Here is a 22139-nt window from a genome sequence, read left to right as displayed (position 1 = left end):
GGCCTGGGCGCGGGCGCGCTCGGCCTCGCCGGTCAGCGCGGCGATGTGGCGGGCGTGCTCGGCGGTGGCCTGCGCGAGCGCGGCGGCATTCGCCTCGGCGGTGCGCGTGGCTGTCGCGGCATCCAGCCGGGCGGCGTCGCGCTGCGACCGGAAGTGCCAGGCGGTCAGCGCCGTCATGGCGACGGCTGCCGCCAGGCCTATCGGCAGCGCATGCCGACCGAGCAGCCCAAGGATCGCCGCGCCCATCAGGGATAGGCCGTGCGGTCGAGCTCAAAGTGCGGGCCGTCGCGGAAGGAGGCCCAGTTGCCGCCCCAGACGATCGGCACGCCGAGCTCCTTCGCCGCGGCCTTCATCGCCGCGCCGATCTGCTCATACAGCGGCCAGTCCCAGCGGATCTCGCCCTGCTCCACCGCACCGTCGCCGTCGTCGAGCCAGTAGGCCAGATCGACGGCATGGCCGGTCAGGTGCCGGCTGTTCATGGTGCGTGACGCCCCGATGGCGACCAGCCGGGCCTGGCGCTCGCGCGACCGCAGCCCCTCAGTGACGATGAAGGGTACCGCCTGGCGGGCCCGTTCGACGACGCGCACCAGGTCGCGGTGCACGCCCTCGAGCCGCGCGCGATCGCGCGGCAGCAGCGCAGCCATCACGCCCCCGAGGCCGGCACGCGGGCCAGCATCACGCGCACCGTGGCATCGGCCGCCAGCGCGGCGACAGTGCAGAGCCCGACCTGGAAGTTGCCGGTCGCGGTGGTGGTGATGCGGCGGTTGGTGTTGTCCCAGAACACGCGGACGCCCTGGCTGATGGCAAGCGAGGGCTCCTTGGTCAGTTCGAACTCGCCGCGGGTCTCGCACTCGACTGTGCCGTTCTGCGCGGCGTCGGCCGCCGCCACGCCGAAGAAGGCTCCGACCAGCAGGCCTTGGCCGGAGAGGATGCCGCCGGCATAGGGCACCACCATCGGGATGGAGCGCGCGTCGGGGCGGATGCAGTTGCGCATGGAAGGGTCTCCTGAATGCGCGCAGGGCGCCGACCGGGTCTCCGGCGGCGCCCTGGCGCGATACGGACAGGAAAGGCGGGAACGGCGGGATCAGGTGCCCGGGTTGAACCAGGCGCCGCGCCAGTCGATGGCGCCGACGCCGAAGTCGAAGATCACGCTGACTTCGACGCCATCCGCCCCCTGCACCGGGCCGGTGGTGACCTGCGGCCCCTCCGCCCCGTTCAGGTAGCCGTAGACGTACACCGGCGCCGCGACAGGGTCGGAGAACAGGTACCAGCGGTTCGCCTGGATCAGCGGCTCGATCACCGGCTGCACGAAGCCGGCGAAGACGTTCGCCTTGCCGATCTCGCTCGCCTGCACGACCACGGTCGCCTGGCGGGCGGCGAGTTCGAGGTTCGGGCCGACCAGCAGGCGCATGGTCTGGCCCATCGAGATCGGCAGGCCGTCCAGCGTGCGCTGCTTCATGATGGCGGTGCGGCCGGCACCGATGGTCGAGGTGTCGAGCACCGTTCCGGTGCTGGCCTTGTTGGCGCGCACGGCGCCGGTGGCGAACACCGGCGCGCTGCCGGTGGTCAGCGTCGGGCCGTCGCCATTGGCGCTGTTCAGCAGGTTGTAGGCGGTGGCGTTCTCGAACTCGGCGACGCGGCGGCCAATCGCCGCGGCGAAGTCGGTGAAGGCGCCGAGGTCGTCATTGACCAGCATCGGCCGCGTCACGCGGATGCGCCGCGCGAAGGTCTGCAGCAGGACGATCTCCTGGCTCTCGGACATGGTGCCGACCTGGATCTCGCCGTTCTCGGCGAGTGGCAGCAGGGTCGGGAAGTCACCGATGCGCAGGTGCCGATGCGGCTTGAAGTCGCGGAAGTCCCGTCGCAGGAAGATCTGGCGATAGGTCGGCTGCGCCGGGGCGTAGGCGGCGAGCAGCATCTTGTTGGCGGCGGCCGCGAGTAGCAGCGGGAAGTCGGAGCTGGTGTGGAAGGCGCGCTCGGCGAGCAGGGTCGGATTGCGGGGCACGCTCCGCTCGCCGCGGGCCCGCAGCAGCTCGCCGATCATGTCGGAGGGACGCCAGCCCAGGAACTCCGCGTGGCGGCCAGCCCCCTGGGGCTGGTACCCGGGCATGGCGCGGGCGGCGAGCGCCTCGGCCATGGCGTCGAGGATCTGCGCCGGGTCGTCGTGGCTGGGGCCGGACTCCGGGCGCGCCGGAATGGACGGCCGCGGGCCCTGCGCCACCAGGGCGTCGAACAGGGCGCGGCGCGCCTGATCGCCGGTCCAGCCCTGGGCGATGGCCTCGGCACGCACCTGGGTGATGCGGTCCGCCGGCAGCAGGGCGCGGGCCGCCTCGACGGCGGCGTCGATGCCGGCGATGCGCTCGCGCTCGGCGCGGCTCGCTTCGGCGCGGACTGCGTCGAGGTCCGGTGCAGCGCGAGTCGGCTCGGGCGCCGGGGCGCTGGGCGTGGTGGTCACGGTCGTCTCCTGGGGCAGGGTGGCGGGCGGCGCAGACGGCGCCGGCGTGGCCGGGGCTTCCGGCGTCGTCTCGGGCATGGGTGGATCCTCGTCAGGCAGGGCGGGCTCGATGGTCGGCGCGAGGAGGCCCTGGTCCCCCTGCGCCCGGACCGCCGCATCGCGGTCCACCGGGACCGGCACGACGGAGATCTCGAAGGGCTCCCAATCCACCGCGCGATGGACGGTCTCGCCGGTGGCGGCATCGGGCCGCGGCTCGTACCGGTGCACGCGATAGCCGACGCTCACCGCGCGCAGCGTGCCGTCAGCAATGCGCTGCCAGACCGGCTCGACATCGGCGGCGGTGCTGAACTGCAGCGTGGCGTAGCCGCGCCCGCGCTCGAGGCGGGCGGCGACCACCCGCCCTAGCACATCCCTGGCGCCGCCACGGCGATGGGTGTCGAGCACCGGAGCGCGGCCGGAGCGCAGTGCCTCCATCCGCACCGCGTTCGGCGACATCTCCAGCTCCTCGGTGATCAGGCCGAGGGCCGGGACGAAGTTGCGGGCCCGCGCGCCGGTGCTCCACACCACCTCGACGGTGCGCGCGGCACGATCGACGGTGGCAGGCGCGGTGATGGCACGCTGGGCCACGATCAACTGTCCAGCGATGGAAGGTCGATCGGACGCAGCCGCAGGCGCCGGCGCGAGGGGGCCCGCGTCCGCGTTCGTGGTGTCGTGCATTCGTCAGCCTTGTCTTGATGAGGTCCGGGTCTCGGAGCAGCCGATTGGCGCCTGGCCGCTGCTCTGCGCCTTTCAAGATTCCGAAGGCAGCAAAGAGTCGCAATTCATGTTGCGGCGCACCATGTAAGGTGCTCACCAATCAAATGAGAAAACCGATGACAAGGAACCCGATGTTCCTGACCAACCCGTTCATGACCCATTGGCTGAGCGCGGCGAATGCGACCGCAGGCACCATGCGAGGCTACTGGATGGGAGAAATGCACCGCCAGCAGACGGCGATGGCCGCTGAGATGAGCAGGCAGGCGATGCGCTTCTGGACCACCCCTTGGATGGCGCAACTCGCCTCCAAAGCAGCACCTGCCGCACTCAGTGCGGTAGAGGGTAGCATTGAACAACTTCGCGTTGCGCTGCCGCCGAGCTCAGTACCGCACGTGGATGCTCCTGCACCGCTCGCGGCGGCGACGCCGCGCAAGTCAGCTGCACCGCCCGTTGCTCAGCTTCGGTCACGCGCTGAGCGCCGCAGCACGGGCCCAAAGCGCAAGGCGCAAGCACCCGCCTCTGCAGCGCGGACGGCCGGCAAGGCCCGTTCACAGCGGACGGCTCGCAAGGCCCGATAATACCTCGGTTGCGCCGCGCGGCTCAGGACGTCGCAGCGTTCTGCCCAGCAGACGCGGCGGCACCTGTCGCGGCAATCTCAATGGCCGCGATCTGCGCAGCATCCTGCGCGGCGCCTGATTTCGCGACCCGGCGCGGATCGGTGTCGAGCGCGAGGCCGGCCTCGTCGAGCAGCGCGTTGGCCTCACGAATCATCTCCACCGCGGCGCGGAAGTCGTAGCCGAAGGCACCGGCCGCCTCGGGCTGCGGCACGAAGCCGGCGCGCACCTGCGCGATGAGTGCGGTGGTGTCCTTCAGCGGGTCGATCATCTCGTGCGCCGGCGGGACGTGGCTCACGCCGTCCGGCATCTCCGCACCCCAAAGGCCGAGCAGCGCGCCTTGCGCGTGAAAGCGCTCGGCGATCGGACGGACCAGCATCGGGATCAGCATCCCGTACTGCACCTGCTCGCAGAGGCGGCGGAACTCGATCTTGCCGGCGCGGAGCGAGGAGTAGTTCGCCTGGGTCAGGTCGCCGGAGACCTGATCGTAGGTCAGCCCGGCGCCGACCGCGGCGGCCTCGAGGGCACGGCGGGCGAAGGCGGCGTGCGATCCGCCCCCACTCGGGTTCACAACCTCCACCGAGCCCATGCCGCGGCGATACAGGATCATCCCCGGCTCGAAGCTTTCCACCGCCCGGCCCTGGGCGTCGCGTAGTAGGCCGGTCGCCGCGCCGGTGAGGGCCTCGTCGCCCTCCTCCGAGACCACCGCGGCGAGGCAGGCCTCGATCTTGGCCTTCATCAGCAGGGCGGCCTCGTAGTCGCCAAGGTCCCGGAGGCGCAGCAGCACCGGGGCGAGCCAGGACACGTCGCGCAGCTGCCCGGGGCGGCGCTTGCGGTAGATGTGCAGGACGTCAGCCGCGGGAACGCGCTGGCTGCTCTGCCAGGTCGCGCCTGGCAGGATCCAGGCGGCGCCGGGATGCACGCGATGCAGCCAGTAGCCAGTCGGCTCCCCCGCCTCGCCAAGGGCGATGCCTTGGATGGTCGGCGCGCCCTCCACCATGCCGTTGCGCGCGGTGTCGAGATGGTCGCTTTCCAGCACCTGCAGGCGCAGGCCGATCGGATTGGCAGGCGATGGCGGCACCATCAAGAAGCGCACGAAGCACTCCCCGCTCTCGACCACCGCCCGCATCACCAGCGCCTGCAGGCCGTAGAGGTCCTGTCGCCCCTCGGCGTCGCAGGCGGTGCTCTCTGCCCAGTACTGCCAGGCGCGACCATGCGCATCGTCCGGCCAGCGCGTGGTGATGCCGGCGCCGATCGCGTTTCCGGTCCAGAGGTCGACGATGCGGCTGGCATAGGGATCGTTGCGGACGGCGTCGCGCGCGCGCCGCGCCACCGTCGCCGCGGCGATGCCGACCTCGGCATTGGCGCTGCCGCCCGAGGGCGCCCAGGCGGAGGCACGCTGGTCCTGCGCGGCGGCATAGCCGCGCAGGGCGTTCCAAGCATTCCGCAGCCGACCCATCAATTGCTCCCCCCGCGCGAGAAGCTGGCAAGCGTCACGGAGGGACGACGCGCTGCGCTCATCTCCGCGCCGCGCAGCACAGCCAGCGCCCGGCCGAGCTCGTCGAGGCTACGGTACTCCACGGTGCGGCCGTCGAAGGTCACGCGCGTCGTGCCACCGGTGTAGGCCGCGGCCAGCACCGTCGCGCGGCTGCCGGCCGGTTGCGCCAGCGCCCAGGCCAGGACGGTCGGGTCCATTACGCCGCCCGCAGCGTCGGCAGCGGCGCCGCTGCGTTGGCCAGATAGGACAGCCCACCCGGCGGGCTGGGCATGATCGGCACACCGGTCTGGTGCGGCAGCGCCGCGAAGAACCCGTTCTCGCTCCCGGTGCCGCCACCAGCGCCACCATCCGCCGCGGCCGAGCCGAGCAGCAGCGTGTTCCCCCCGCTGAACGCCTGTGTGCTGGTGCCGCGCACCGAGGGCGCCCCCGAGAAGCACAGCAGTAACCACCAGATGCCGGCCGGGATCCAGCGCGGCTGCGCGAAGGCACAGATCGCACTGCCGGCAGTGGTCGTGTCGGCGTCCGCCACCGGCTCCTCGATGAGGTGCCCCGGATGCCCAGTGCCATCGTCGGCAGCCAACGCCATGCGCAGGAGGCCCGCGGCGCCGGTCGTCACGCTGACCGCCATGGCCGAGAACAGCCCCGGCCGCGCGAGCACGTAGGGCACGCAGTAGAGCCGGTTCGCCGTCATCGCGACCGCCCCGCCCACCGCGCGCGTGTGCTGCGAGGCGTAGAAGCGCCCCGACACGTAGGGCAGCATCGCCGGCGCCGGCGGCAGGTAGTGCTGGAAGAGCGCGGTCATGCGAGGGGCCGGATGCCGAGGGTGAGAAGGCGCTCCGCCACCTGGTTCACCGGCGCAGCGGCGAGGCCGGAGCGCATCCGCAGCCAGCGCCAGCCGAGCAGAAGGGTGGGCGGCAGGGTTAGTGCCCGGCCGGCGGCGGCGGCCAGCACCACCTCATTGCCGAGATGGTCGTAGAGATCCGCCCAGGCTGCAGGCTCGCCCTCGTCGAGCGAGCCTTGCAGGGTGAGCGGGGCGTCGGTCCATGTGGCGGGCAGCAGCAGCAGGCAGACACCGTAGCCGACGCTGGCGACGGGCCCGCTCAGCGCCTGGCCAGCGGCGATGCTGGTGCGCACCGGGACGATGGCGGTCATGGAGATCTCCAGTGTCAGCGCAGCCAGCCACCACGCGGGGCAAGCCAGGCGCGAGGGCGGGTCGGCGATGCAGCGGCGGACGATGCCGGCGCCGCCGCGGAGGATGGTTCGTCGGCCGGCAGCGACAGCGCATCGGCCATCCGCGCCCAGCGTCCCTCACCCCAGCCATCCATGCCAAGCGCGGCGGCGGCCGCACGCGCATAGACGCGGCAGTCCAGCGCCTCGTTGCGCTCCCTGGCCTTGACCCATTCGAGCCGACGGAAGCCGTTGCGGCTAGCGCGAGCGACCAGCTGCTCGGCGGTGAGCTGCCGACAGAACTCCTCGCCGGCAGCATGGATCGGCAGGTGCAGGAACCCGGCGGGGAAGGGATCCCCACTCTCTTCGGTCGGGCGATCGAGCTTCAGCCAGCCATAGGTCTCGGCCTTGAGGAAGGACGAGCCGACCGGCCAGACCTTGAGCCCACCGAGCTTGCGCCCGTTGCGCCGCACCTCCGTCGCCGCCGGCTGACCGATCGCGGCGCGCAGTCCGTCCTGGCCCTTGACCGCGATGGCGCGGCCGGCGCCGGCCCGCCGCACGAAGGCATAGACCTCCGCAGTGGTCATGCCGTCGCCGCTGTCGATGGCCGCCATGGCGATGGGCAGGCGATGGCCCGAGGCATGGCGCCAGGTCTCGCCCAGCAGCCGCCGGAGTTCCTCCCAGACCGCTGTCTCGAACGGGTTCCCCGCCAGAACGCGGTGCTCGACCAACCAGGACTGGCGGTCCTGTCCCCAGGCCCAGATGCTGGCCTCGAGGCGGTCGCGTTGCACGTCGATGCCGGCGGTCAGCAGCAGGCCGCCCATCGGCACCGTGCCGACCGGCCAGTGTTCGCGGCGGTCGTAGAGCCGCTGCCAGTCCGGCGCCTCGCCCGCCTCCTGCCAAGTCTCGCCGAGGACGGTGTTGCGGAAGGTCTTGATCGCTCGGTCGTCCCCCTGGGCGGCGAGCCAGAGCCGGGCGATCTCTGACCAGGGCATCCAGCCGGGCGGCGAATAGAGCGCCGAGATGTGGAAGCCGACCGCGTGCGGATCGGTGGGCTCCGCGGTCGCTCGCCAGGCCCCGCCGGCCAGCATCGCCGCCTTGTGCTGTTCCCCGATCGGCCCGTCGCAGGCCTCGCAGAGGTACCTTGCCGTGTCGGGCGCGCCCTCATCCCAGACCAGCCGCTCAAAGCGCAGATGTTGGTAGTGCTCGCAATGCGGGCAGGGCACGACATAGCGGCGCTGGTCGGATGCTAGGTACTCACGTTCGATCCGCGACAGGCCGGCGATGGTCGGCGTCGAGACTAGCAGCATCTTGCGCCGCCAGCCGAAGGTGCGGGCGCGGGCCTCGGCCAGTGCGATCGGATCGCCCTCGCCCTCGACATCGCCGGGATAGGCGTCGATCTCGTCGAGGAACAGGAAGCGCGCCGACATGGAGCGCAGGCCGACCGCGCTGTTCGCGCCGGTCATCACCAGCTGGCCGCCGGGGAACTCCTTGCTGAGCTGGCGGTTACCGCTGTCGCGTGACCGCGCCGGGGCGACCCGTTCGCGGATCGCCGGTGTCTCCTCCACCAACGGATCGATGCGCTGGTCCGAGAAGCGCTTGGCGAGCTCGGTGGTCGGCTGCACCGCGAGCATCGGCCCGGGCGCGTGGTGGATGACATAGCCGATCCAGTTATTGCCGCACTCGGTGCCGCCGACCTGGGCACCTTTCATGAACACCACCCGCCGTGCCGGATGGGCCGGCGACAGGGCGTCCATGATGTCGCGCAGGTAGGGCGTTCGCGCGGTGCGCCACGGCCCCGGCTCGGCGGAGCCCCGGCTGCCGAGAAGGCGATGCCGGTCAGCCCATTCCGAGACCAGCAGCGCCGGCTCCGGCGCCATGCCGTCGCGCCAGGCCTGCAGGATCTCCGCATCGCCGTCGAAGCGTCCAAGCTCCTCCAAGAGATGCTCGCCCGCCATTACGACACCTGCACCCGCACGTCGTGCCGCGCGGCGAGATGCTCGCGCAGGCGGGTGTCCATCATGGTCTGCAGCCGATGCACATCGACGCCGAGCTCGGCCGCCATCTCGGCGGCGACGCGGGCGGGCCAGGCCAGGATGGCGTCGCGCTCCTCCTTGGCGAGGCGGTGCACCAGCAGCAGGGCCCGGGCCTTGTCGACCAGCTTGCCCTTGCGCTCGTCGAGCCGCAGGCGGCGCTCCTGCGCCTTGAGCACCTCGTTCGCGGTGCGCGCGTCGTGGAAGGTGTTCTGGGTCGCACGCGGCAGTGGGTCCGCGGCCGGTGCCGGTGCGGAAATCTGCGTTGTGGCAGCGGGCCGCGGTGCCGACGGCATTGGCGGCGAAGCCGCAGGCGGCAACGTCGCCGTCTTGCGGGTCGGATCGCTGCTGTCGGCGAGCCGGGCGCGGACTTTGTTGATGTCCCAGCTGCCGTCGGCCTCGGGCGCGATGCGTCCGGCGCGCTGGGCTTTCTGCAAAGCCGTGTGGGAGATGCCGAGGCGGCGTGCCACCTCGCGCTGCGAGGCCACGCGGCCCGACGGCGCGGTGGCGATCATGATGTGATCGAAATCCCTCGAACAACGCCATCAACGCAGCGCCGATGGCGCTTGGCTCAGCCCCCGCCGCAGCGCGAAGCATGCGTCACGCGCCGCAGTCCGGCGCCGCATCGCCCCGCACGGGGCTCGGGGCAGTAGCACCCGGATTCTCGGGTGCCGAACCAGGAGCCTCGAGATGAAGCTCTCCGACACCCAGCGAATCATCCTCAGCCAGGCGAGCCAGCGCGACGACCGGCTGGCCATCCCGCCCGAGCGCCTGCCCGCCGCGGCGCGGCAGACGGTGGCGAAGGCCCTGATCAAGCAGGGGCTGGTCAGCGACGAGCACGCCAGCGCCACCGACGCGCGGGACGCCTGGCAGATCGACGGCCGGACGCGGCTGCTGCGGATCACCGAGACCGGGCTCCGCGCCATCGGCGTCACGCCGGATGGCGAGGCCGCGGAGCCCGAGGACACCCGCCCGCGCGACGAGCGCAACGGGGTCGATCCCCGCCCCATCGACGGCGACGTCGAGACGGCCGAGCCCGCCGCGGTTGCCGACACGGCGCCGACGGGCGGGGAGGACGCCCCGCCGCAGGCTCCCGCCGCGGCGAACGCCGAGGCCGCCCTCTACCCCGCCCGGGCAGAGGACGTGGCGCTGCTGGACCAGGCCCTCGCAACACCGCGCCCGGCGCGCAACGCGACGCTGCGGAAGGTCGCGCAGCGCGTCCTGGATGCCTGGGACGACGAGACAAACCAGCGCACCGACCTGCCGACCGCGATTGAAGCCCTGCGCGCCGCGCTCGTCACGAAGCCGGGCCAGCCGACCCGCGAGGCGGGCGCGCCGCGCAAGCCGCGCGAGGGCACGAAGCAGGAGACGGTGCTGGCGATGCTCCGCCGCGAGGACGGCGCGACTATCGCACAGATCTGCGAGGTGACCGGTTGGCAGCAGCACACCGTGCGCGGATTCTTCGCCGGGCTGAAGAAGAAGGGCATCGAGGTCACGGTGCTGGAGCGGGTGCGCCAGGTTGGGCCGAACAAGGAGGGCGCGAAGGGATCCTTCACGATCTACGGCATCAGGGATTAACCAGACCCCCGATACAGCTCCCGCGGAAGGGCAGCTTGTCTGCTGCTCTTCCGCGCCTTCGTTATCGGCTCAGTTGATTCGACGTTGCCTCTGTTGGCGCACCTGCATTGAATGCGCGATGTCGCGCTGCACGGCCTGGAGATAGCGACAGGAGGTGGCTTCGGTGGCGTTGGAGCAGATCATCATCGACGGCAAGCAGGTTGCGACCCTGAAGGAGCTACTGCGGCCGGGTCTCCGGGCCGTGATCGTGGGCGTGAACCCCGGCCTCAGGTCCGTTTCCCTCGGACATTACTGGCAGGGTCCGCACGGGAAGCTGATGTGGAACCTCTTTAGTCGATACGGAATACTAAGCAATCTGAGACCAGGTCACGAGGACGAGGATGCCTTCGACCAGGGTATCGGTCTCGCGGATCTCATCCGACTTCCATCGCGCTCAGCGAAGTCATTCAAGCATCGGGAGCTGCAAGCGGCCATTCCAGATCTCTTCCAACGGCTTTCCGTCGCTGGCCGAGTGCCAATGATCTTGCGCTACAGACATGTTGATAAGACCGTCGGCAACGCCCTTCGGCAGGCTGGCTACACGACTCTACTCGTGCCATCCCCGCCGGGGCAGTACAGCGACTCACCCGAGGAGGCGCATGCTCTCATGGAAGCAATGCGGCGCAGCCTCGGCACTATTGTCCCATCGCCTACAGCGATCGAGCCGCAACGTCATTGAATGCGCGATCGTCCGCGGCGAGAACTCCTGCTCGGTTGGTAAGCGCCTGCCACCGCAGCACCGCGACATCGACGTATTTCGGATCGACCTCCATCGCGTAGCAGACGCGGCCCGTAGTCTCGGCTGCGATGATGGTGCTGCCGCTGCCGCAAAACGGCTCAAAGACCGCGTCGCCCACAGCGCTGTTGTTCACCATCGGCCGGCGCATGCATTCGACCGGCTTCTGCGTGCCGTGCACGGTGGCGGCGTCCTCGTCCCCGCCGTTTGAGATCGCCCAGAGCGTCGCCTGGTCGCGCGCACCCTGCCAATGGCCGGTCGCACCCTTGCGCACAGCGTAAAGGCACGGCTCGTGCTGCCAATGGTAGTCGCCCCGCCCCAGCACGAAGCGCGACTTCGCCCAGACGATCTGGCTCCGCACCGCGAAGCCGGCCACATCGAGGCTTTCGATCACCGTTCGGGCATGCACCCCGGCATGCCAGACATAGGCGACGTCGCCTGGGAACAGCGCCCAGGCAGCGCGCCAGTCGGCGCGGTCGTCGTTCGCCACCTTGCCGGTGCGCATGGTGGACGAGACGCCGGCCTCGTTGCGCCATTCCGGATCGTAGTTCACCCCGTAGGGCGGGTCGGTGACCATCAGATGCGGCCGCGCGCCATCGAGCAACCGCGCGACATCCGCGGCGTCGGTGCAGTCGCCGCACAACAGGCGATGCGGGCCGAGCAGCCAGAGGTCACCGGGACGCGTAACCGGCGCCGCCGGTGGCTCCGGCGCCGGAGCGTCGGGATCGGTGCCCGCACTGGCCGGTGCCTCGGGCGGCGCGTCGGCGAGTAGCCGATCCAGCATCGTCCCGTCGAAGCCGATCAGGCCGAGATCGAACTCCTCGGTGCGCAGCGCCCGCAACTCGGCGGCCAGCAGGCTCTCGTCCCAGGTCGAGTTGAGCGCCAACTGATTGTCGGCCAGGCGGTAGGCCCGGGCCTGCGCTTCGGTCAGGTGGCCGAGGCGGATGGCGGGGATTTCCTGCAGCCCGAGCGCCTTCGCGGCCAGGATCCGGCCGTGCCCGGCAATCAGCACGCCGGCGTCGTCGACCAGCACCGGCACGTTGAAGCCGAATTCGGCGATCGAGGCGGCGAGTTGCGCCACCTGCTCGGTCGGGTGCAGCCGGGCGTTCGCCGCATAGGGCGCGAGGGCGGCAACCGGCATCGTCTCGACGCGAAGGTCAGGCTGCATTCGCCGTGACCTCCGGTGCCCGCTCGGCGGCGACCGCGTCGTAGCCGCGTCCGTCGCCGTCGAGCGTGACGCTCAACTCAGGGAACAGCATGCGGTAGCGCGCGATGGCGAGGTCGACATAGGCGGGCGCGAGCTCGATCGCCCGCACCTTCCGCCCCGTGCGCTGTCCGGCGAGGATCGTGGTGCCGGAGCCGGCGAAGGGCTCGAACACCGCATCGCCGAGATTGGCGTAGGCCTGCAGGAGCAGTTCTGGCAGCGCCACCGGGAACACTGCCGGATGCTCGGTCTCGATCCCCCGGCCCTTGTGGCGGGTGATGCGCAGCACGCTGTCGGGGATGCGCATCTCCTGCACCGGCAGGCCGATATGGGTGTAGGCCTTCACCTCGCCGTCGGCGGCGCGCAGCCCGCTGCCCTTGTTCGGCGTGCCGGCCCATTTGCAGGGCACGATCTTGTTGGGTGGTCGGGCCTCGCGATTGAAGTGGAAGACCAGCTCGAAGGCCGGCGCGAGGCGGCCGTTCCAGTCCCCCGGCAGTCCGGGACCCTGGTCCCAGGCGTAGAGCCCGAAGCGCCGCCAACCCCGCGTCCGCATCCAGTCGAGCCAGCCCTGCCAATAGGGCTGCCATTCGCCCTCGCGATGGATCAGGCCGAGGTTCACCAGCACCTGGCCGTCCGCGCGCAGCGCGCCCGGCAGGGTGGCGAACACGCCCTGCATCAGCGCGTCCCAATCCGAGACGCCACCGGTGGTGTAGGCGCGCTGATTGCCGTAGGGCGGCGAGGTGAACAGCAGGGCCGCGCGCTCGTCACCGATGACGCAGGCGACCGCCGCGACATCGGTACTGTCGCCGCAGAGCAGCCGATGCTCGCCGAGCAGCCAGAGGTCCCCCGGGCGGGTGACCGCCTGGCGCGGCGGATCCGGCTCAATGTCAGCAGGGTCGGGGGCAGCCTCCGCGTCTGGTTCCGCGGATTGGTTGCCAGCCGCAGGGTCGGCGGCCGTGGCAACCGCCGGGCTGGCAAGGTTGCCGGCCTCGGTTTCCAGTCCCGCCAGCAGCCGCTCGATCTCGGTGCCATCGAAGCCGGTGAGGGCGAGATCGATGCCGCCCATCTCTTGCAGCTTGGCGACCTCGGCGGCGAGCAGCGCCTCGTCCCAGCCGGCGTTCAGCGCAATGCGGTTGTCGGCGAGGCGGTACGCAGCCTTCTGCGCATCGGTAAGCCCCGCGCGGACGATGGTCGGGACCACGCCAAGGTCGAGGGATTGCGCGGCCAGAAGCCGGCCGTGGCCGGCGATGATTTCGCCGCGCTCATCGACCAGCACCGGTGCGACGAAGCCGAATTCGAGAATGCTCGCCGCTATCTGCGCCACCTGCTCGGCGGAATGCGTGCGCGCATTGCCGGCATAGGGCAGCAGCGAGGCGACCGCCCGCGCTTCGACGGCGCTCGCAGCCCATGGGGCCTGGGGCATCGGGACCTGCGTGATGTTCGAATGAAAGGCGCCGAGGCTGGCAACCTGGCAGCGCTGGCAACCTGGAAAACGGGGCTGACGCTAAGCGCCTTGCGCGCTTCCGCCCCCCGCATACAGCGGGGCCGGGAAGGAACCATCGGCTCGAGAGCCACTGTCTCGATCGAGCGACGCTGTGGCTGATGAGCCAGCGCCGCCGCGGCTGCGCTCGCAGTCCTTCACCGTGGGGAGACTTTATCGGCTGCGGATTCCGCGCCGCTACAGGTAGAATTGTAACAGCGCGGCGCCCCCGTCCGACACGCTACGTGCAGGTCCGCAGTTGCACGCCGCGCCTGCTGGTCTCCGGCGTGAAGGCGACGCCACCACGCTCAAAGATCCGCTGCAGCTTGGCCAGGACTGTTGCCGGTGGCGTGGCATGCCCCGCCTCGAACATCTCCAGCACCGCCACCGGTACGCGTGCGACGAACGCAACCTCGGCCGCGTCCAGATCCAGCAGCGTGCGTGCCTCACGGCAGAGCCGTGGTGTCAGGAGATGTTCCATGCCGTCGTGGCACTCCCCCCGTGTGACCCAGCCTCAGCCCTTCGCGGCCTTGCGCTTCGCCTTCTTCACCCCGCCGAGCGCGGCTGCCTTAAGCCCGGGGCTGGCCTTGAACCGCACCGTCGCGCCGGCCTTGATCTGCACCTTCTCGCCGGTCCGCGGATTCAGGCCGGTGCGCTTCGGGGTCTCGCGCACGACGAAGGCGCCGAAGTCAGGAATGGTGAAACGACCGCTCTCCACGATTTCAGCCTTGATGGCATCGATGATGTCGCCGGCCAGCTTGGTCGCTGCGACACCGGACAGGTCGGTCGAGTTGGCGATGACCTCGGTCAGGAACTTCTTCGACACAGACTGGATCTCCGTTGCGGATACGTTGCCGTAGCGGAGCCTGCGGGGCTTGTCAGTCCCCTTGTCCGCATGCCCGCACTGCGCGCGCTGCGGCGCTACAGCGCGTCGCGCGCCCGCTCCACCGCGTCCCTCGTCGCCACCAGCGCCGCCAGGGTGACGCCGGCCTGCTTCACGGCAGCGGCTTCGTCAGGGTCGACGTAGGACACCTGCTCCTCAGCATCGACGACGCCCGACGCCAGTTGCTCGCGGAGCTCGTCGAGGCGGACCTTCACCTCGTCGGGATCGGCGTCCGCCTCGCCGAGCCATTCGCCGACGATGAGTTCGACCTCGCGCGCCATGCGGGTGGGCTGCACCCCGCGCGCGGCCATTGCCTGCAGGCGCACCAGCGCCGCGTCGAGGGGGCGCATCGCTGCCCGCTGCTTTGCCGCCATGTCCGTCCTCCTGGTCGATGGCGCTCCATAGCATGTTCTTGTCTTGTTCTCATAGTGCCGGCTATCGTCCAGCATGCCCGACGGTGACCAGACCCGCCCTCCACCGACGTGGCTGAGCGCGGCGAGCCTGGCGGCCGCGCGGGCTGCACGACGGCCGCCGGATCCTTTCACCCGGACCGACCCGCGCAGGGCAGTGCACGACGCCATCCTGGCACATCATCCAGCCCTGCCGTTCACGCTGATCGGCGATGCGGTGGCTTACGTCCTCGACGCCGAGTGACCTGCTCAAGCGGCCTGCCGAGGCGCCAAGCCGTACACCACGGCCAGCACGCCGAGTGCCGCCACCAACATGCCCTGGGCCTGGGCATGTCCGACGCTACGCCCACCCCAACCTTGCCGCTGCGCCCATTCGCGGACGGAGTGCTCGAGGCCGACCACGTGCCAGACGCAGGAGCCGGCCGCGCTGTCAAAGCCGCCCAGCGCCATCATGGCATGCGCGACCTGCTCGCGTGCTGCGACCTGGCGATCGGTGAGGGAATCACCGGAGCCGCCGGGAATGCGGATCAGCGACATGGCACGCAGCTGGTCGAGCGCCGCAACGCGGAACTGCCGGCGGAAAACCGCGCCGGCGTCGTGCATCTCCTGCGTGATGGTGCCGTTGGCGAGCATCTGGCCGAGGGTGTCGACCGTGCGACGGTGCACGACCGGCAGGCCAGTCTCGGGATCGGCCTCGCGCATCGGCTCCCCCACCGGCCCGTGCTGCAGCCGCCATTTCGAGGGCATTGCCAGGTCCCCGCCCTTCGGCTTTGCGGCTCTGGTCCTGCGCTTACCGGCCATGGTGAATCTCCCCGTTGCGTCGGCCCCAGCGCCGGTTGGCCTCGTTGGTGATTGCCTGGCGCAGCCAGGGATCCAGGACATCGTCCACAGGAATGGCGGCGACGCCGTGCCGATGCCACGCGGCGGCGCGCATGGCGTTGACCTCCGTGTCGCTGGTCGGGCTGCGCGTGCCGCGGTTGAGGCAGGAGCGGGGTGCCAGCGGTGCACCTTGCATGCTCATGCGCGGCCTCCCATGGGCTCGGTCGCCCAGAGCAGCAGGGCGATCGCGTCTGCCTCGTTGTCGTCGGCTGGCCGGAAGCCACGTGCCTGGATCGCGGCGACCATCGCTGCCTTGTCGGCGTTGCCGCGGCCGGTGGCGAAGCGCTTGATGGTACCGACTGGCACGCCCTCGTAGGCCACGCCGCGTTCCTCGCACCAGGCGGAGAGATGCGCGAGGAAGCCGCCGTAGATGTGCGCCGCGTCGGTGCCGGCATGGGCGCGGACCTCCTCAAAGGCGATGCGCGTGAGGCTGCCGGCAAGCGCTGCCAGCTCGCCGAGCCAGCTGCGGAAGCGCAGGTAGCGCATCCCGCCGCCCTCGAAGCGGCTCGGCTTGAAGGTGATGGTGCCCGAGGTGATGCCGCCGTCGCGAGAGCGCAGCGCCCAGCCCGTGGTGGTGCCGAGGTCGAGGGCGAGCACAGCGGGGCGGTCGAGCGCGACCGGTGGCGGGATGCTGATGGGCGGGCCGCTTGCATGCGCGGCGGCCATGGGGAGAGTCGCGACAGCCATGATGGTCTCCGAGAGGGGATGATCCTGGTGAGGGCGACGACGGCGCGGTTCTTGGCGGAGCTCGCCGTCGTCGTCCGGCTTTCAGACGGCCGCGGTTTGGGCGGGCCGGTGCTGTGCGGGCGGTGCATCACGGCACCCCGTCCAGCCAGGGCACCACCGGTGCCGGGGAACCCTCTTGATGAGGTTCCCCCCGAGGTTCCCCTGTCGAATCCCAGTGCTTTCCTGGGGTTGGGGAACCTTGGGAACCTGGGGAACCTTTTCCCGGCTTTTCTTCTTCGCGCGTGCGTGCGCCCGTGCGCGTGTAAGGGTCTGAAAAAGGTTCCCCAGGTTCCCAAGGTTCCCCGAAGCCCGGTTTTTCCTGGGCTTCAGGAGGGGAACCTCGGCCAACGAGGTTCCCCTGAGGTTCCCCAGGTTCCCATCCGCTTGCTGGCCGCGGGTGACGCGGCGCGTCTGCGCGCCCCTCCACGACGGCTTCGACGGCGAGCCGATAGCGCTGCGCCTGGTGCACGATGCGGGTTAGTTCGACCCGGAAGCGCCGCTCACCGATGCGGAAGACCCGGTCGCGCATCCGGGTCAGCGCATTGCCGAGGCGCGTCCGCTGAGATCGATCACTGCCATCGCCGAGCGGGAACGGGGGCTCCGTGTTCAAGGCGACCGGGTAGAGCTCGGTGGCGCCGACCTCGGCGCTGCCGAACCGGTCCCACCAGGCCTGCACGAATGGCCGCCACACCGCGCCCTCGGCGTCCGATACGGCGAGCATCTCGTCGAGATTGCCGAGGAAGTCCGGGACCCCCGCGACCTCGAGGATGCCGCCGATGACCGCGGACCAGGCTTCGTAGCTGCCGACGGTGCGCGTCCCGCGGGGGCGGCCGGCTGCGACCCAGGCCTGGCAGAGCGTGAGCCCGGCGGCGACGAGCCGCGGGCGGTTGGCGCGCACCCAGCCCATCAGGTCGGGGTGCCGGAAGCCGTCGCGCCGCCACGGCTGGTCGGTCCGCGCGTCGAGGCGAATGCGCACGAGCCGTCGCGCCATCTCGTTGGAGAAGGTCGGGTTGTTGCCGGTCGCCACCCAGGCGCAGCGGATCGGCAGTCGGACCATCTCCGACTGGCCGAGCACGCGGTCCTCCCAGAACGGCGCCGTTAGGGCCGCGGCGAGCGCGGAGCTGTCGAGCTTCTCCCTGAGATTGTCGATGAGGATGAGCGACGGGATCTGCCGGAGCTTCGCCGTGATCCGCTTGCGCCATTCCTCGTCGTCGCGTCCCTCGGTGGTGACGGAGGCGCCGACGCCGGTGAGCACGGTAGCGACCGCGTCGACCATCAGCGTCGCGCCGGTGCCGGGCGTGGGCTTCTCGATGAGGTGCAGAGGGGTGGGCCCATCCACCTTGGCCCGCACAAAGCCGAGCAACAGCAGCGACAATGCGTGCGCCCGCTCCGCGCCACCAGTGAACGGGAACTCTCCGAGGAGATCGTCCAGGAGCAGCGACCGCGCCGCAGCCACTTCAGCGGGGCTCGGGTGCGCCGGGATCGGAGGGACGGCGAACCCGGGTGCCGGCTGGTAGAGCAGCCTTGCATCGGGGTGGTAGCCGGGCTCGGTGAGGAGCGCACCGCCGCGTCCGAACACCGGGGTGGAGACGATGCCTGTGAGCACCGGCAGGCTGGGATCGGGCGTGGCGAGGAGCGACTTCACCGTGGCCACCGGCGGCGCAGCCGGCACCGATTCCCCTTTGCCGGTCATCCGGCGCCAGATCGCAAGGCGGGCGAGGATGTGACGCATGCGTTCGTCGGTGACGATCGCGGGGGTCGCTCGTCCCTCGTCGTCGGGCGCGACCCAGGTCGGCAACCCACCGAACCGGAAGAGCCACGGCGGATCGTTCGAGGCGAGGAGGACTGTCCAGGCGCGATCCACGGCGCGGGCGAGATCGCCCTCGTCGGCGCGGAGGGTGGGCAAGGGTGCTGCCGGCTCGGTGAATCCGAGCGGAAGGTGGCGGCCGATCTTCGGCGCCGATGCGGGCTCGACCGCGGAGCCCCTGCGCATGGCGGCGTCGACGAGGGTCGCAACCACCGCCGCGCCGTCGCTCTGCAGCATGTCGTTGAAGTCGTCGCCCTCGCGTGGAGGCAGGGCGATGGATACCTCGCGGCCCTCGAGGCGGAGCTTCGCGGCGGCGGCTTCCGCAGCCCGCATCCCTGCGCCCGATGCGTCATGGTCGGCGAGGATGACGACGCGCTTGGCCTCGGGCGGGAGGACCGCCTGCTCGAGGCCCGTTGTCGAGAGCGCCGCCCAGACCGGCAGCCCGGGGCAGGCCAGCATGGCGGCGAGCCCGGTCTCGATGCCCTCGCAGAGGCCGAGCACGCCATGCGGGCCGAGCGGGGCCAGCCGCACCGTGCCGCCGCCGCTCCGGCCAAGCATCATACGCGGCTTCGGGATGTCGGCCTTCCGGACCGCCTCGCCGTCGTCCTGGAGGTAGGTGCGATGAACCGCCACCACCTCGCCGGCGAGGTTGCGGACCAGCGCGACCATCGCCGGGTAGCCGGCGCGGGTCTCGAAGTTCGCCAGATCGGGATGGAAGAGCAGGTCTGCGCCGTCCGGCACGACGAGGCCGCGGCTCACGAGATAGCGCTCCGCCGCCGTGCCCTGGATCGGCTGCGCGTGTTCCCGGATGAAGGAGATGTCCCGGGAGGCGTCCCGCTCGGGCTTCGGTGCGGAAGGGGGCTCCTGGCGCGCCGGGCCTTCGCCGGTCCAACCGGTCATCCCCGCAGCATGTGCAAACAGCGCCCGGTCCGCCAGGCCCGTGCCATGCGCCAGCGTCGAGAGTGGTCCCCCGCCATCGCCACCGTCGAAGTCGTGCCAGTCGCCGGCATGCTCGCCGCGCAGCATGATCACGCAGGAACCCGACCGCCGTGGCGGCGCGCCCTGGATGTTCGCCAGACGCCATTCGTCGCCCAGCCGCCGCCCGTTCGGGAACAGGCCCTGCACCCAGGCATGCGCCGTGTCCCGCAACCGCTGGACGATGGCCTCGAGGTCGTAGCGCGCCGGTGCCGTGGCAGCGTCGTTCAGGTCAATCAAGCAGCACCAGCCCGCGCTCGGCGCGCGTGATCGCGGTGTAGACCCAGCGGGCACGGTCCTCGGGTGTGCGGGAGAGGCCGTCGTCATAGACGACGACATTCTCCCACTGGCTGCCCTGCGCCTTGTGGCAGGTGATCGCGTAGCCCCAGGAGGTCTCGATCAGGCCGCGGAGCTCGCGCCAATCCTGCCGCGCGCGATCCGGCTGCAGTCGAACGTGGTCGTCGTAGTGCCCCTTGCAGAAGCGATGCCGGCCGGCGATCGCGAGGCCATCCTCCGTCGTAACGCTGGCACGGAAGGAAAGAGGGCCGTCATCCTCGATGTCGGTGAGGTTGACGAACATGCCGTTGACCAGGCCGAGGTCATGCCGGTTCTTGAGGCAGATAATCTTTTCGCTGCGGCCCTCCGGATAGGTGGCCGGAAATCCGGCCGCGGCCTTCATGGCGCCGTTCAGCCACAGCCTGGTGCTGTTCCGGCCGCAGATGACCTGTCCGCCGCGGAGCATCTGGGGCGCACCGACGGCGTTCCGTGGGAGCTTCCAGACATGCTCGTCATGTCCGCCGGGCGGGATCTCGATCCCCTGCCGCGCCATGGTGGCGAGGCGGATGATGGCGCTCTCGCCGGCCTGGCGGTGGATCTCGGTCAGCATCACGTCGGGCGGCGCCTCGGTGAAGGCTCCTGCGCCCTTGATCGGCGGCAGCTGGCCGGGATCGCCGAGCACGAGGATCGGCTTGCCGAAGGCGAGCAGGTCGGCCGCCATCTCCGGCCCAACCATGGAGACCTCGTCGAGCACGACCAGCGCGGCGTCCCGCACGCGCGACTGCTCGTTCAGCAGGAAGGAGGGCTTGTGGATGTCGGCGAGACGGAGCTGCAGCTTGCTGATCTGCGTCTCCGCAAAGGCCCGCTCGGCTGGCCCCACGCGGCGCAGATCGCGTTGGAGGTCGAACAGCTCCTTCTCGACGCGAGTGATCTCCTCCGGCGTTGCCTCCGAGACGCGGTAGATGAGCGAGTGGATGGTCGAGGCGGGCGTGCCCTTGCGCGTCATCACTAGCGCCGCCTTGCCCGTGAAGGCCGCGAACAGCACGCCGCCTGTGGTGTCGCCGTCGCGTGCCATGGGATCGAGGCCGAGCGCCTCGATGGCGGCGGCGGTGATCGTGCTCTTGCCGGTGCCGGCATAGCCGAAGAGGCGGAATACCTGCTGGTGGTCGCGCCGGGTCCGGTACCAGTCCACGATGGCTGCGATGGCGGCGGCCTGCTGCGGCGACGGTGTGATGCTCATGCCGGCGACTCCCAGCAGCGCGTGGCGTAGGGGCAGAGACGGCAGAGGAAGAAGTCGGAGGCCTGGGCGATGCGCGGCGGCAGCTCGCCCGCCTCAGCAGCGCGGAGGATGTCGACCGCGTGGTCGGAGAGGCGCTGCGCCTCGGCCGCATCGAACGGCACGGCTTCGTGATGCAGCGCCAGCGTGTCGCGGTTCAGCGCGGTGAGCAGCGCCACCTCGAGCTGGAGGTACGCCATGTAGAGCTGCACCTGCGCGAAGTAGATCGGCTTGGAGAGGCGCAGCCCGCGCTTGACCAGGTCGGTCCACGATTTTTGTCCGAGCGCCTTGTGCTCCCAGAGGGAAGGCCAGCGGATGCCAACATCTGGCCCGGCGACGATGACGCCATCCGCGTGGCCGCGCAGCTTGCCTCCCGCCGCGACGAAGCCGAACTGGCCGCCATCCGCGCCACGATCGCGCAGGTCGAAGCCGGCCAAGCGGAGCCAGCGGATGGAGAGTGCCTCGAACTGGTGCCCCGCATCGAAGACGCGGAGGATGCCGGCGTCGAAGTCGCGATCCTTCGGTGCGTGGGTGATCTCGTAGACCAGCTTGCGGGCGCAGGGCTCACCGACGCGGCTGCCCCCGAGATAGTCTCGCGGCACCTGCTGCCGCTGGCGCGCGAGCAGGGCAGCATCGATGTGCATGTTGATGCGCGCTGTCATGGCGGCGGCGTCGGTTGGCGACGCATCGCCTCGCCCATAGACGACACCGGAGCCGTGGTTCAGGTCGAGCAACACCGTCACCTCAGAAGGGAATGGGGTCATCGAGTGGGTCGCGCTCGGCGGCCTGGCGCTGCATCGATGCCTGAAACCCGTCGACGCAGGCTTCGATGATGCGGTCGATGTCCGCCGCGCTGCGGTTGTGGAACGGCGCCATGAGCTGCAGTTCGACGAGCACCTCGGCGAGCGGCCGCCGCGCCTCCTTGATCGCGCGCGCCTCCATCTGCGTCTTGTCGATCACGCCGTTTGACCTCCGCGCGAGCGCGCCACCGGCGTCGCAGCAGGCCATGCTGCAGAAGCGGTGGTGCGGGAACTCGCCGAGCCGCATCTCATGCACGTAGCCGAAGCCCTTCGCCTCTCGGCTGCACAGGGCGCAGACCAGGCGACGAACCTGGTCCTCCGGCGTGCAGCCCGGCAGCGGCATGGGCTTTGCGGCAGGAGCGCGAACCTCCCGCGGCCTGCTCCAGCGGCGGCGCGCCATGCCGCCATCAGCCGTTCAGCCAGGCCGGGCCATTGCCGAGCGGCGCCTGCGACGGCGGAGGCGCGGGCTGGGCGGGCTGCGCGGCGGCAGAGGAAGCCCAGGCCGGGGCGGCCGTCGCCGGCGCCTGGGGCGCGCCCGTGTTCGCCC

General features: G+C 70.7%; 25 protein-coding genes. 4 read left to right on the top strand and 21 right to left on the bottom strand.

Features of this window, described 5'->3' with window-relative positions; genetic code table 11:
• Positions 1-245: 245 nt before the first annotated feature.
• From HW578_RS09330 to HW578_RS09320, 3 genes are all read right to left on the bottom strand, one after another.
• Complete coding sequence (locus HW578_RS09330) at positions 246-644, bottom strand: M15 family metallopeptidase (RefSeq protein ID WP_198370277.1); 399 nt, start codon at positions 642-644, stop codon at positions 246-248.
• Positions 644-994 carry a DUF2190 family protein gene (locus HW578_RS09325; protein WP_198370276.1) on the bottom strand — a complete coding sequence of 117 codons (351 nt, stop codon included), beginning with the start codon at positions 992-994 and terminating at the stop codon, positions 644-646. The genes HW578_RS09330 and HW578_RS09325 overlap by 1 nt, the downstream gene beginning before the upstream one ends.
• 90 nt (positions 995-1084) lie before the next feature.
• Positions 1085-3082, bottom strand: a complete 1998-nt coding sequence (locus HW578_RS09320) for a prohead protease/major capsid protein fusion protein (RefSeq protein ID WP_369407859.1) — start codon at positions 3080-3082, stop codon at positions 1085-1087.
• 260 nt (positions 3083-3342) lie between these two features.
• Between HW578_RS09320 and HW578_RS09315 the strand changes: the two genes are divergently transcribed.
• On the top strand, positions 3343-3789 hold the full coding sequence (locus HW578_RS09315) for a hypothetical protein (RefSeq protein WP_198370275.1): 447 nt from the start codon (positions 3343-3345) through the stop codon (positions 3787-3789).
• 22 nt (positions 3790-3811) lie between these two features.
• Here the strand turns inward: HW578_RS09315 and HW578_RS09310 are convergent, their stop codons facing one another.
• From HW578_RS09310 to HW578_RS27770, 6 genes are read right to left on the bottom strand one after another with little or no spacing between them, the layout of a single operon-like run.
• Positions 3812-5284, bottom strand: coding sequence for a phage portal protein (locus HW578_RS09310; protein ID WP_198370274.1), 1473 nt, complete (start codon positions 5282-5284; stop codon positions 3812-3814).
• Positions 5284-5520 (bottom strand): phage head-tail joining protein, encoded by a 237-nt coding sequence (locus HW578_RS09305; RefSeq protein WP_198370273.1) that lies wholly within the window; start codon positions 5518-5520, stop codon positions 5284-5286. Before HW578_RS09305 ends, HW578_RS09310 begins: the two co-directional genes overlap by 1 nt.
• Positions 5520-6125, bottom strand: coding sequence for a hypothetical protein (locus tag HW578_RS09300; protein ID WP_198370272.1), 606 nt, complete (start codon positions 6123-6125; stop codon positions 5520-5522). The genes HW578_RS09305 and HW578_RS09300 overlap by 1 nt, the downstream gene beginning before the upstream one ends.
• Positions 6122-6475, bottom strand: a complete 354-nt coding sequence (locus HW578_RS09295) for a hypothetical protein (protein WP_198370271.1) — start codon at positions 6473-6475, stop codon at positions 6122-6124. The genes HW578_RS09300 and HW578_RS09295 overlap by 4 nt, the downstream gene beginning before the upstream one ends.
• A 14-nt stretch (positions 6476-6489) precedes the next feature.
• Positions 6490-8448, bottom strand: a complete 1959-nt coding sequence (locus tag HW578_RS09290) for a phage terminase large subunit family protein (protein ID WP_198370270.1) — start codon at positions 8446-8448, stop codon at positions 6490-6492.
• The gene (locus tag HW578_RS27770; RefSeq protein ID WP_232478822.1) at positions 8448-9038 is read right to left on the bottom strand and encodes an elements of external origin; all 591 of its coding nucleotides are present in this window, start codon (positions 9036-9038) and stop codon (positions 8448-8450) included. Before HW578_RS27770 ends, HW578_RS09290 begins: the two co-directional genes overlap by 1 nt.
• Before the next feature lie 175 nt (positions 9039-9213).
• Between HW578_RS27770 and HW578_RS09280 the strand changes: the two genes are divergently transcribed.
• Entirely contained in the window at positions 9214-10101 is an 888-nt protein-coding gene (locus HW578_RS09280; protein ID WP_198370269.1) for a DUF3489 domain-containing protein, read from the top strand.
• Between the two features lie 163 nt (positions 10102-10264).
• Positions 10265-10819: a uracil-DNA glycosylase family protein gene (locus tag HW578_RS09275; protein ID WP_198370268.1), complete on the top strand. Its 555-nt coding sequence runs from the start codon at positions 10265-10267 to the stop codon at positions 10817-10819.
• On the opposite strand, the gene HW578_RS09270 is transcribed toward HW578_RS09275, so the two are convergent.
• From HW578_RS09270 to HW578_RS09250, 5 genes are all read right to left on the bottom strand, one after another.
• A complete protein-coding gene (locus HW578_RS09270) occupies positions 10791-12044 on the bottom strand; it encodes a site-specific DNA-methyltransferase (protein ID WP_198370267.1) in 1254 nt (417 codons plus the stop codon). The two genes, HW578_RS09275 and HW578_RS09270, sit on opposite strands and share 29 nt — an antisense overlap.
• Positions 12034-13503: a site-specific DNA-methyltransferase gene (locus tag HW578_RS09265; RefSeq protein ID WP_198370266.1), complete on the bottom strand. Its 1470-nt coding sequence runs from the start codon at positions 13501-13503 to the stop codon at positions 12034-12036. The genes HW578_RS09270 and HW578_RS09265 overlap by 11 nt, the downstream gene beginning before the upstream one ends.
• Positions 13504-13801: 298 nt before the next feature.
• Positions 13802-14041, bottom strand: a complete 240-nt coding sequence (locus HW578_RS09260; RefSeq protein WP_198370265.1) for a helix-turn-helix domain-containing protein — start codon at positions 14039-14041, stop codon at positions 13802-13804.
• Positions 14042-14074: 33 nt separating this feature from the next.
• Positions 14075-14386, bottom strand: coding sequence for an HU family DNA-binding protein (locus HW578_RS09255; protein ID WP_137128039.1), 312 nt, complete (start codon positions 14384-14386; stop codon positions 14075-14077).
• Between the two features lie 95 nt (positions 14387-14481).
• On the bottom strand, positions 14482-14817 hold the full coding sequence (locus HW578_RS09250) for a hypothetical protein (RefSeq protein ID WP_198370264.1): 336 nt from the start codon (positions 14815-14817) through the stop codon (positions 14482-14484).
• A gap of 73 nt (positions 14818-14890) precedes the next feature.
• Here HW578_RS09250 and HW578_RS09245 point away from each other — a divergent pair, with 73 nt between their 5' ends.
• Positions 14891-15097, top strand: a complete 207-nt coding sequence (locus HW578_RS09245; protein WP_198370263.1) for a hypothetical protein — start codon at positions 14891-14893, stop codon at positions 15095-15097.
• A gap of 5 nt (positions 15098-15102) precedes the next feature.
• Here HW578_RS09245 and HW578_RS09240 read toward each other — a convergent pair whose 3' ends face one another.
• From HW578_RS09240 to HW578_RS09210, 7 genes are all read right to left on the bottom strand, one after another.
• Positions 15103-15555: a DUF6456 domain-containing protein gene (locus HW578_RS09240; protein ID WP_232478821.1), complete on the bottom strand. Its 453-nt coding sequence runs from the start codon at positions 15553-15555 to the stop codon at positions 15103-15105.
• A gap of 88 nt (positions 15556-15643) precedes the next feature.
• Positions 15644-15874 (bottom strand): hypothetical protein, encoded by a 231-nt coding sequence (locus HW578_RS09235; protein ID WP_198370261.1) that lies wholly within the window; start codon positions 15872-15874, stop codon positions 15644-15646.
• A complete protein-coding gene (locus HW578_RS09230; protein WP_198370260.1) occupies positions 15871-16419 on the bottom strand; it encodes a crossover junction endodeoxyribonuclease RuvC in 549 nt (182 codons plus the stop codon). The genes HW578_RS09235 and HW578_RS09230 overlap by 4 nt, the downstream gene beginning before the upstream one ends.
• Positions 16420-16546: 127 nt before the next feature.
• Positions 16547-19480 (bottom strand): DUF7146 domain-containing protein, encoded by a 2934-nt coding sequence (locus tag HW578_RS09225; protein ID WP_198370259.1) that lies wholly within the window; start codon positions 19478-19480, stop codon positions 16547-16549.
• A complete protein-coding gene (locus HW578_RS09220) occupies positions 19473-20756 on the bottom strand; it encodes an ATP-dependent DNA helicase (RefSeq protein WP_198370258.1) in 1284 nt (427 codons plus the stop codon). Before HW578_RS09220 ends, HW578_RS09225 begins: the two co-directional genes overlap by 8 nt.
• A complete protein-coding gene (locus tag HW578_RS09215) occupies positions 20753-21529 on the bottom strand; it encodes a hypothetical protein (protein ID WP_369407860.1) in 777 nt (258 codons plus the stop codon). Before HW578_RS09215 ends, HW578_RS09220 begins: the two co-directional genes overlap by 4 nt.
• Before the next feature lie 7 nt (positions 21530-21536).
• Positions 21537-21935 (bottom strand): DUF6511 domain-containing protein, encoded by a 399-nt coding sequence (locus tag HW578_RS09210; protein ID WP_232478819.1) that lies wholly within the window; start codon positions 21933-21935, stop codon positions 21537-21539.
• Between the last annotated feature and the right edge of the window lie 204 nt (positions 21936-22139).

This window comes from Roseomonas rosulenta (assembly GCF_016106005.1).
In the GTDB taxonomy this organism is placed as follows: domain Bacteria; phylum Pseudomonadota; class Alphaproteobacteria; order Acetobacterales; family Acetobacteraceae; genus Neoroseomonas; species Neoroseomonas rosulenta.
This window is presented reverse-complemented; position numbering and strand designations above follow the sequence as displayed.

Bases quoted from the DNA above. Each gene is read 5' to 3' on its own strand.
- HW578_RS09235 (WP_198370261.1), bottom strand. From the start codon at position 15,874: ATGAGCATGCAAGGTGCACCGCTGGCACCCCGCTCCTGCCTCAACCGC.
- HW578_RS09315 (WP_198370275.1), top strand. From the start codon at position 3,343: ATGTTCCTGACCAACCCGTTCATGACCCATTGGCTGAGCGCGGCGAAT.
- HW578_RS09210 (WP_232478819.1), bottom strand. From the start codon at position 21,935: ATGCCGCTGCCGGGCTGCACGCCGGAGGACCAGGTTCGTCGCCTGGTC.
- HW578_RS09250 (WP_198370264.1), bottom strand. From the start codon at position 14,817: ATGGCGGCAAAGCAGCGGGCAGCGATGCGCCCCCTCGACGCGGCGCTG.
- HW578_RS09295 (WP_198370271.1), bottom strand. From the start codon at position 6,475: ATGACCGCCATCGTCCCGGTGCGCACCAGCATCGCCGCTGGCCAGGCG.
- HW578_RS09240 (WP_232478821.1), bottom strand. From the start codon at position 15,555: ATGCGCGAGGCCGATCCCGAGACTGGCCTGCCGGTCGTGCACCGTCGC.
- HW578_RS09245 (WP_198370263.1), top strand. From the start codon at position 14,891: ATGCCCGACGGTGACCAGACCCGCCCTCCACCGACGTGGCTGAGCGCG.
- HW578_RS09265 (WP_198370266.1), bottom strand. From the start codon at position 13,503: ATGCCCCAGGCCCCATGGGCTGCGAGCGCCGTCGAAGCGCGGGCGGTC.
- HW578_RS09260 (WP_198370265.1), bottom strand. From the start codon at position 14,041: ATGGAACATCTCCTGACACCACGGCTCTGCCGTGAGGCACGCACGCTG.
- HW578_RS09290 (WP_198370270.1), bottom strand. From the start codon at position 8,448: ATGGCGGGCGAGCATCTCTTGGAGGAGCTTGGACGCTTCGACGGCGAT.
- HW578_RS09230 (WP_198370260.1), bottom strand. From the start codon at position 16,419: ATGGCTGTCGCGACTCTCCCCATGGCCGCCGCGCATGCAAGCGGCCCG.
- HW578_RS09325 (WP_198370276.1), bottom strand. From the start codon at position 994: ATGCGCAACTGCATCCGCCCCGACGCGCGCTCCATCCCGATGGTGGTG.
- HW578_RS09280 (WP_198370269.1), top strand. From the start codon at position 9,214: ATGAAGCTCTCCGACACCCAGCGAATCATCCTCAGCCAGGCGAGCCAG.
- HW578_RS09330 (WP_198370277.1), bottom strand. From the start codon at position 644: ATGGCTGCGCTGCTGCCGCGCGATCGCGCGCGGCTCGAGGGCGTGCAC.
- HW578_RS09305 (WP_198370273.1), bottom strand. From the start codon at position 5,520: ATGGACCCGACCGTCCTGGCCTGGGCGCTGGCGCAACCGGCCGGCAGC.
- HW578_RS09300 (WP_198370272.1), bottom strand. From the start codon at position 6,125: ATGACCGCGCTCTTCCAGCACTACCTGCCGCCGGCGCCGGCGATGCTG.
- HW578_RS09310 (WP_198370274.1), bottom strand. From the start codon at position 5,284: ATGGGTCGGCTGCGGAATGCTTGGAACGCCCTGCGCGGCTATGCCGCC.
- HW578_RS27770 (WP_232478822.1), bottom strand. From the start codon at position 9,038: ATGATCGCCACCGCGCCGTCGGGCCGCGTGGCCTCGCAGCGCGAGGTG.
- HW578_RS09270 (WP_198370267.1), bottom strand. From the start codon at position 12,044: ATGCAGCCTGACCTTCGCGTCGAGACGATGCCGGTTGCCGCCCTCGCG.
- HW578_RS09220 (WP_198370258.1), bottom strand. From the start codon at position 20,756: ATGAGCATCACACCGTCGCCGCAGCAGGCCGCCGCCATCGCAGCCATC.